Here is an 8,578-nt window from a genome sequence, read left to right on the forward strand (position 1 = left end):
ATGATTCGGCCGCCAACCGGGCTTATAGGCACCGCCTCACGAGCGCCGGGACCAGCGGGCCAACCGCCAACGGCGCGGCAGCCAGGGCGGTCACCCCGCGGGTTTCGACCGGGCGCAGTACGCCCGCAGGAACGAAGTCCAGCGGACGATCAACGCACTCAAGGGCAGAAGAGCCGCACCCAACGTCGCTTTGCACTCGAGGGATGATTCGGCCGCCAACCGGGCTTATAGGCACCGTCGTTCGTCGCATCTCCCGCCATGCTCCTTATTTTCGTGGCGAGTTGTCGAGTAAGGGCTCTGTGCGGAGCCGCGAGCTGGGATACTTCCACCCTGTCGGTCGTGGAGGGGTGGATGAGCACAACGTCGGGCACCGGTAACGCTGGGGCGGCTGGAGCGCTGGATCTCGCGGATGCGATCACGCTGCTGCGTGATCAGATCGCCGAGGCGCAGCGTCGAGTGAGTGAGAGCGGGGATGCCGGGGTGAGGTTCGGACTGGGGGAGATCACCCTGGAACTGGGCCTGGAGCTAGCGCAAACGCGTGGCCTGGATGGTGGACTGCGGTTCAGTGTGGTGGGCCTCGGAGGCAAGAAAGAAAGCACTCGTTCCGCTACCCACACCCTGTCGGTGCGGCTCCTCCCGCATCTACCCGACGGTGGAGACGTCGACGTCAGCGACGAGGACGACGAGTAGACGGCGCAACGCGACGTGGCTGTGAGGGCCAGCACACGAGGCGGGAGCTGATGTGGAGTTCGACCGGATCGTCCAGGTCAGGGGCGCAAAGCCGGAGAGTCCGGGTAAAGCGGCGTTCGCGACGGGCTACCTCGTTGCGCCGCGGCTGGTCCTCACCACATCTCATGTGCTCGCGACGGGCTCCCCGGCCGGCAAGGACACGGTGACCGTCTGCCGGCCCGAGACCGGCGAGCACCGATTCAAAGCAACGGTGCGCTGGCAACGCAAGCACCTCGCGGTCGACGCCGCCCTCATCGAGGTGGCACGGGACGCCAACTGGCAGACGCCGGGATCTCTGCGCGATCTCCATACCCGCCCGCCCCAACGCTGGGGCCAGTTGATCGGCACCCGTCCACACCCGGTGACCGTATGCGGCTATCCGCGTATGCAGAAGGACACCACAGGGAGAAGAGAAGAGCAGCTCACCGGCGACATCTACCCCGGCGCCAGCCGAACGGATGGCCGCTACGAGATTCTGAGCACGCACCCGATGCCTGCCACCCTGCCTCCTGCGGGGGCGCGCACCACCAACTGGTCCGGGTTTTCGGGTGCTGCGCTGTTATGCCGAGATCTCCTGGCCGGCTTGGTGGTCCAAGACCGCCAAGCACCGGTCGGTGTCCGCCTGACTGCCACCCGGATCTGCGACTTGCTGGCAGATTCCGAGTTCGAGTCGCTGATCGCTGAGCACAGCGGCTGGCACCCGGTCCTCGAGCCCATCGAGCCCGACCACTTGCTCACCCCGGCCGCTCGCGGCCGCGACCTGCGCTCGCCCGCCATGCTGCTGCGCGCCGACACCGAGGCCGTCACCTTCCACGGCCGGAAACAGGAACACGAGCATCTGCTGAACTGGTGCACCAACACCTCGGACACTTTCGCAGTCCACCTGCTCACCGGACCCGCCGGCCAAGGCAAGACACGTCTGGCACGCCATCTCGCCGCCACCCTCCGGGGGCGGGGCTGGATCGCAGCGGAGTTACGCGCGGACCTCGACGACGCATCCGACGCGCCAGGTCTCGGCTATGAGGCCCTGGACACCAGCCTGCCGATGCTGCTGGTCGTCGACTACGCCGAGACCCTGCCCCGCCAGATCCGCCACCTCATCGAGTCCTTACGCCGCAGCCGGCACCGCACCCGACTCCTCCTCCTCGCCCGAACCCAGGGCGACTGGAAAACCGGGTCACTGCGCGCGGGAGCCGACACACGGGCGCTGTTGGCCACAGCGCCCGTGCTCAAACTGCCCCCTTTGCACAGCGAGACAACCGATTCCACGTCCCGAACTGCCGCCTTCGCCCGAGCAGTACGCGACCTGGCAACGCTGCTCGCTCAGACCCCTGCTCTGACCGGCACGGTGGACTGGCAGCAAGTAGCCGCGACGCTCCCACCCCCTCCCCATCTCAACCACGCGCGATACGGGAGCGCACTGACCTTGCAGATGGCCGCCCTGACCTCCCTCCTGCAACGCGGCCCGTCTCCCGTGCGCACACACAGCGACATGTCCCTCGAGGCCCTGATGCTGGCCCACGAAGAGCGCTACTGGGAGGGCACCGCCGCATCCCCCCTGTTCCAGCTCGACGACCTACGTCCAGCCACCCTGCGCCGCGCCCTGGCCGCCGCAGCGCTCTACGGTGCCATAACGCGAGACGAGGCCCTCGCCCTCACCCGCACCGTGCCCGGCCTCCCAGCCGACCGGGCCTCCGATGTCGCCGAGTGGCTGCAGGGGCTGTACCCGCCCGCACCCGGCCACTACTGGGGCTCGCTACAACCCGACCGGCTCGCCGAGCACCACGCAGAGGCTGAACTCGTCAGCCCCGCCGCAGACGTCCTAAGGGCGCTGTGGTCCCAGGCCACCGACAGGCAACGCCTGCGCGCCATGATCGTGCTCATGCGCATCGCCCGCGCACACGTGCTCACCCGGCGCCCGGCTGACGCCACGAGCGTCCTACAGATCCTTGAAACCATCCTGACGAAGACACCCCCCAGTGTCCGAGTCCTCCACATCGCAGCGAACCTGCTGCCCCTGCGCCAGGTCGCCCGGATCTCCCAAGACCCCTTCGCCCCCCTCGGCCTGTGCATCGACAAGCAGCTGGCCACTGCCTATCGCGAACTTGCCCCCACCGACCCAGGCCGATATGGACCCGACTTCATCGACACCCTGAACAACATCGGCGTCCGCTATCACCAGCAGGGACAACCGGATGAAGCCCTCAAATGGTGCAAGGAAGCAGTCCACCTGGGCCGAGAATTCACGCGCACGCACCCCGCAGTCTGCGAAGTACGACTCGCGATGGCGCTACGCAACCTGTCCTTCCTTCTCAGAGGAAAGGGCCGGCAGAACGACAGCGATGCCCTGGCCACGGCCGAGGAGATCCTCGCCATCGAACGCCGCTTCATCGCTGCGCATCCGAACGGCGACACGTCATATCTGGCCCTGACGCTGTACGACACAGCCAGGCACCTCAGCCGGGCCGGACGCCCGGAAGAGTCCGTGACCGCCCTGGACGAGTCGGCGACCCTGTATCGCCGACTCGCGCAGACCGAACCCGCATACGAGCCCAGCCTCGCCCGTGTGCTCACCGCGCTGAGCATTGAGCTCGAAGACCTCGGACACTTCGATCAGGCCCGTGCTCCTGCCAACGAAAGCGCAGACATCCGTGACCGCAGAGGGCTGCCGTTCAGCCCGGACCCCGTGGCAGGGCTCCGGAGGAGAAAGACGAGGATCTGAGCCACAGAGCGGAACCGCTCACCGCCCTGGACAGGAACCGATGCATCCGAGAGCGCCTTGAGGCGATTCGCTCATGAGCAAGCAGAGCTTTCCTGTGCCAGCTGTCGAACGTGGCACACTCCTCCCGCTATGCCTGGCTCGCGTCGGGTTATGTCTGGCTCGCATCGGCGAAAGCCCCCGACGCACGGAAAGCGGCCGATGACACCCTGGCCCACGAGATCACCATCGTCCGTGCCACGTCCCATCACACGCACGGCGTTCCGCGGATCCACGCCGAACCGCGCGCGGGCGGTGTGACGGTGAACCGCAAGCGCATCGAGCGGTTCATGCGTCAACATGGCATCCAGGGGCGGAGGTTGAAGCGACGACACCACACCACGATCCCGGACTGGGCTGCCACCCGAGCCAGCGATCCTGCGGTGGACCGACGGGGGCCGCGTACGGCCACCGCGCATCATCCGAGTGCGTGGACTGCGAAGTGCGGTGGCCGGGCCGCGGCGCCGGCCACTGTGTCGGGCGCCGCTCAGGTGCGGTAGGCGTAGTACGCGGCGGTCGGGTACGACGCGACGACGCTGGCCACCGACCTGTTGTAGGTGTCGGTGGAGTGATACGTGACGTACGGCATGCCCTGTCGGCTGCGCTTGGTGACGATCATGGAATGGTCCTTGGACCCGTCCTTGTCGAAGTCCAGTTGCAACACGTCACCGACGTCCATCTGGTAGACGTTCGCGAGGCTGGTGACACGCTTGGAGGACAGGGCGAACCAGGAGAACTCGTTGACGCCGACGAACGAGTCCGACTGGATGTCGGAGTTGCCGAACCACTTGTGGAAGTCCGTCGTGTAGCCGGGGACGTGCTGCCAGCCGCCCGCCTTGAGGGACTGGCTGACGAAGTTGGTGCAATCTCCGCCGGCGCCGGCGCCGCTGAAATCGGGGTAGTCCGGGTTGTAGTTGTTCCAGTACTTCGTCGCGTAGGCCGCCATGGCCTTGTAGTCGTACCCGGTGACCGTGAAGTTCTTCGGGTTGGCCGGCGCGGGCCACGTCGTGGCCGAGCGGGTCGCCGAGGGCGGGTCGGCGACGGTGGACGGAGCGGCGACGGACGGCTTGGCGACCTGGTTCACCGCGACGTAGCCGTCGTCGGTATCGCGGACACCGGTCAGCTGCCAGTCACCCTTGCGGTCGGCCTGGAAGGTCAGTTCGTGCCGGGCCCGGAACCCGGTGGTCTCGGGCCCGGCGCCCTTGGCGTTCTCGTAGGCCAGAGTCGTGGTCTCGGTGACGTCGACGGTGGCATACCGGCCCTTCACCCGGGTGGCGTCCAGCGTGACACCGGTACCGGCTCCGCTGTACTTCTCGCCGAGCCGGGCCAGGCGGGACTTACGGGCGCGCAGTTCGTCGAGTGTCGATCGCTCCTCGCGCGACCGCTTCTCGGACAGCCGCACTTTTCCGGTGAAGCCGGACGTCCGCTGCGGGTGCGACTTGTGACGTCCGTTTTGGGCATCGCTCACCAAGGACTGCGTGCGATCGGTGAAGACCGCGTCGGCCAGCCGCTGAAATGCGGCCCTGGTCGCCGAGTCCACCGTCGGGTCGGTGGCGGCCGCCGCATTCGCGCTCCAGCTGGGCAGCAGAATTCCCGTGGCCACTGAGGCTGCCACCACCGTGACTATGGTGGCGCGGCTCCGATTGCGGCCTGTTCTTGTGGATTTCAACGATGTTCCCCTCTGCGCCGGTACACAGTCCGGGCGATCGAATTCTGCACGAGGTGTGTGAAGCATGTGAAGAGGTGCGGACAATGGGAGCCAGGCTGGTGGCCGGGTCAATTGACGACCGTGGCCCAGTCCGGCGACTGGGCCGGATCCAGACCGCGCAGGCGCCGCAGCGTCTCGGGCTTCTGCACGTCGAGCCAGTCAGCGAGTTCCTTGAAGGACACGCACTTGACGCCCTTCTTCGCGCAGGTCTTCTTGACCACCTGGTCGATGGCTTTCATGTAGATGCCGCCGTTCCAGTCCTCGAAGTGGTTGCCGATGAACAGCGGTGCCCGGCTGCCGTAGTAGACGCGATGGAAGCCTGCCATATAGGAGTCGACGGTCTGCCGCTCCCAGTCTGCGTACTTGGCCGGATCCCCCTCGGTCTCGCCATGGGACTGGTTGTAAAGGAAGTTGAAGTCCATTGACAGGCCCTGGTAGTTGCCACCGGGGTACGGAAGCATCTGCAGCGGAAAGTCCCAGATGCCGTTCTTCTTGCTCGGCCATATCTGGAAGTCGCCCGGTGAACTCGCGTCGTAGCGCCAGCCGTAGCTCTTCATGGCTTTGAGCAGGTTCGGCTGACCCTCCAGACAGGGGGCACGACCACCGGTCACCTCCTTGCGGAAGTCGAAGGGAAGCGCGGGAGTGTCCTTGTCGCCGGTGTTGGTCCGCCACTTCTCCACGAAGTCGTAGAACTGGTCGATCTCGCTCTTCCACTCCCCCACGCTCCAGTCCGCGCCCCCCTTGGCGCCGCAGAAGTGGCCGTTGAAGTGGGTTCCGATCTCGTTGCCGTCCTCGTAAGCCGCGGCGAGCTGCGTCAGGGTGGTGCGGATGTGCTCGTCGGTGGGGTAGCTGATCGCGGCGGAACCCACCGGGTGCTGGGGCGGGTGGTAGAGGTCCCTCTTGCTCTTGGGCAGCAGGTAGATGCCCGTGAGGAAGAAGGTCATGTGGGCGTCGTAGTCCTTGGCCATCTGCCGGTAGTGGGAGAAGAGGCGCTCGTCGCCCTCCAGCGCGCCGTCCCAGGAGAAGACGACGAACTGTGGCGGCTTCTCCCCCGGTTTGAGCGGAACTGCCTTCAACTGCCCCTTCTGCGGGCCGGTGTAGGAGGTCGATCCGTCCCCGAGAATCTTGGTGGTGCCGTCCCACTCCGGCTCCTTGCCAGGCTGCGGCGGGCCCTGGGCAACCGATCCCCCCTCGCCGCCCGTGGGAGCCGAAGCCTGGCCGTCGGTCCGGGTCAGCACCAGGTAGCCCGTGGCGGCCGCGCAGACGACGAGGGCGGCTGCCGCGAGGGCTACGAACCGGGTACGGACGGTGCGGCGGGGGGTGCGCGCCCTACGGCGGCGGCCTGGAGTCGACTTCATGCAACGCTCATATCTGCGAGGAGGTTCCGGTGCGGATGCGGGTGCGGAGGGTCCGCCGGTCAGCGCAGTGGGCCCATGGCTCCCGCCCAGATGTCGTACGGGGCACTGTCGGCGGCGGTTCCCGCGAGCCCCTTCAGCGGCAGCGGTTCGAGGCTCTTGGCCAGATCCATGCGGTAGACGACCACGGCCGTCGACACGGCGCGGGCCGTGCCGACGTACCAGGCGGCCGTGTCATCGGCGGCCGTGCCGGCCTTGCCGGACACCGCCGCCGCGGCCGGAGCGGCGTCAGGGTGGGCGGAGCGGAAGGAGTCCGCGAGCGCCTGCGTCACCTGCCCGGCCACCTCGGCGGTGACCGCGCGGCGCGCGTCCGGCAGGTCCAGCCGCACGGTCGAGCCGTTCCGGGTGACGCGGCGCACGGAGTACGGCTCGACGTGCTGCCCCGCGGCGGCGAAGGTGGCGTAGCCGCTGGCCATACGGATCGCGCTCGGCGTGGAGCTGCCCAGCGACAGGGCCGGTACCTGTGGCCCCATACTCGACGACAGCAGCCCGGCGGCCTGGGCCGTCTGCTTCACCTTGTCCAGGCCCGTGTCCATGCCCAGTTGCATGAAAGGGGTGTTCACCGACTTGGCGAGCGCCTCGCGCAGCGTCATCCGGCCCCACGACTTCCGGCCGTCGTTGTGGGCGGTGACCTTCCTTCCGCTGCGGTCCCAGTAGGGGCCCTCCGGCGTACTGACGGGCACGCCGTCGTCGCCGTCGTAGAGGGACTGCGGGGTGACCTTCTCCCGGGGTGCGTCCCGCCGCCTGACAACGCCGTGCTCCAGGCCGGCCGCGTACACGAAGGGCAGGAAGGCCGAACCGGCCGGAACGGTCCCGGCGTTGGACTCGTTGTAGCCCTGCTTCCGGTGGTCCGGGCCGCCGTACACGGCGAGGATGCGGCCGTCGGTGGCCAGCGACGCGACGCCGTAATGGGCGGTGGCTGCAGCGTCCGGGTGGGTCTGCCGGGCCTTCTTGCGTGCCTTTTCCACCTGCTCGTCGAGAGCCGCTTCCCGTGTGCGGTCGAAGGTGGTGTAGATCTGATAGCCGCCCAGATCGAACTGCCGGTCCGAGAGGTGGCCGGCTTTCTTGGCGTACTGGGAGGCGAGTTCCACCAGGTAGTCGCTCTGCTGACCGGTGTCGTACAGCGGGTTTTGTTTGAGGGGCTCGGGGAACGTCCGGTACCCGGCCCGCTCGGACGGCGACAGTCTGCCGATCTTGACCATCCGGTCCAAGATCCAGTTCCAGCGCTTCACCGCCCGGTGGTGGTTGGCCGCGCTCAGCGTGGGGTCGTACAGGCCGGCGCCCTTGAGCAGCGACGCCAGGAAGGCAGCCTGGCTCGCGTTGAGTTCGCCGACGTCCTTGCCGTAGTAAGCCTGTGCGGCACGCTGGATGCCGTAGGTGCCGCGGCCGAACCAACTGGTGTTGAGGTACCCCTCCAGGATCTCGTCCTTGCTCATCCGGTTGTCCAGCTTGAGAGCGATCATCGCCTCGGTGAACTTGCGGCTGACGGTCTGGTCGTGGTTCAGGTAGACGTTCTTGACGTACTGCTGGGTGATGGTCGAGCCACCCTGGGTCTCGCCCTGACCGACCGTCCGCCACAGGGCGCGGGTGAGGCCCTTGAAAGAGACGCCGGGGTCGCCGTAGAAGCTCTCGTTCTCGGCCGCCAGCACGGCCCAGCGAACGTCCCCGGGTATGTCTTTGAGCGGCATCGCCTGCCGCTGCACCCAGCCGGTGCGAGCCATGGGTGTGCCGTCGGACCAGAAGTACACGTTGTCCTGCTGGGTGGCGTACGCGTTCAGGTCCTTGGGTATGTCGGTGGCGGCGTAGGCGAGGGCCAGGAACAGTCCGGTCAGGCCGATGGTCATCGATACGACGCCCAGCCACTGCCGGCAGGAGGGCATCCAGCGGCGCCAGCCGGTGCGGCCCGGACGCGGATAACACGGCCTGAGCCGGCGAGCGCACAGCGTCAGCCGCGCGACGAGGGGGGCC

General features: G+C 67.5%; 6 protein-coding genes and 1 pseudogene. 4 read left to right on the top strand and 3 right to left on the bottom strand.

Features of this window, described 5'->3' with window-relative positions; all coding sequences use genetic code 11:
* Positions 1–40: 40 nt before the first annotated feature.
* From B073_RS47395 to B073_RS49510, 4 genes and pseudogenes are all read left to right on the top strand, one after another.
* A pseudogene (locus tag B073_RS47395) lies at positions 41–175 on the top strand (IS5/IS1182 family transposase); the annotation flags it as partial.
* Between the two features lie 176 nt (positions 176–351).
* On the top strand, positions 352–690 hold the full coding sequence (locus B073_RS0137200; protein WP_051094413.1) for a trypco2 family protein: 339 nt from the start codon (positions 352–354) through the stop codon (positions 688–690).
* 52 nt (positions 691–742) lie between these two features.
* On the top strand, positions 743–3,451 hold the full coding sequence (locus tag B073_RS0137205) for a tetratricopeptide repeat protein (RefSeq protein ID WP_018543136.1): 2,709 nt from the start codon (positions 743–745) through the stop codon (positions 3,449–3,451).
* 110 nt (positions 3,452–3,561) lie between these two features.
* Positions 3,562–3,987, top strand: coding sequence for an IS3 family transposase (locus B073_RS49510; RefSeq protein ID WP_158690326.1), 426 nt, complete (start codon positions 3,562–3,564; stop codon positions 3,985–3,987).
* Here the strand turns inward: B073_RS49510 and B073_RS0137210 are convergent.
* The 3 genes from B073_RS0137210 to B073_RS0137220 form a co-directional block, all read right to left on the bottom strand.
* A complete protein-coding gene (locus B073_RS0137210) occupies positions 3,975–5,105 on the bottom strand; it encodes an amidase domain-containing protein (RefSeq protein WP_234025258.1) in 1,131 nt (376 codons plus the stop codon). The two genes, B073_RS49510 and B073_RS0137210, sit on opposite strands and share 13 nt — an antisense overlap.
* 158 nt (positions 5,106–5,263) lie before the next feature.
* Positions 5,264–6,553 (bottom strand): hypothetical protein, encoded by a 1,290-nt coding sequence (locus B073_RS0137215; protein WP_018543138.1) that lies wholly within the window; start codon positions 6,551–6,553, stop codon positions 5,264–5,266.
* Positions 6,554–6,612: 59 nt separating this feature from the next.
* The coding region (locus B073_RS0137220; RefSeq protein WP_026248088.1) for a transglycosylase domain-containing protein at positions 6,613–8,578 on the bottom strand (1,966 nt) is incomplete at its 5' end.

The organism is Streptomyces sp. MspMP-M5 (assembly GCF_000373585.1).
Classification (GTDB): Bacteria; Actinomycetota; Actinomycetes; order Streptomycetales; family Streptomycetaceae; genus Streptomyces.

Coding starts and splice junctions, on each gene's coding strand:
- B073_RS0137200 (WP_051094413.1), top strand. CDS start 352: ATGAGCACAACGTCGGGCACCGGTAACGCTGGGGCGGCTGGAGCGCTG.
- B073_RS0137215 (WP_018543138.1), bottom strand. CDS start 6,553: ATGAAGTCGACTCCAGGCCGCCGCCGTAGGGCGCGCACCCCCCGCCGC.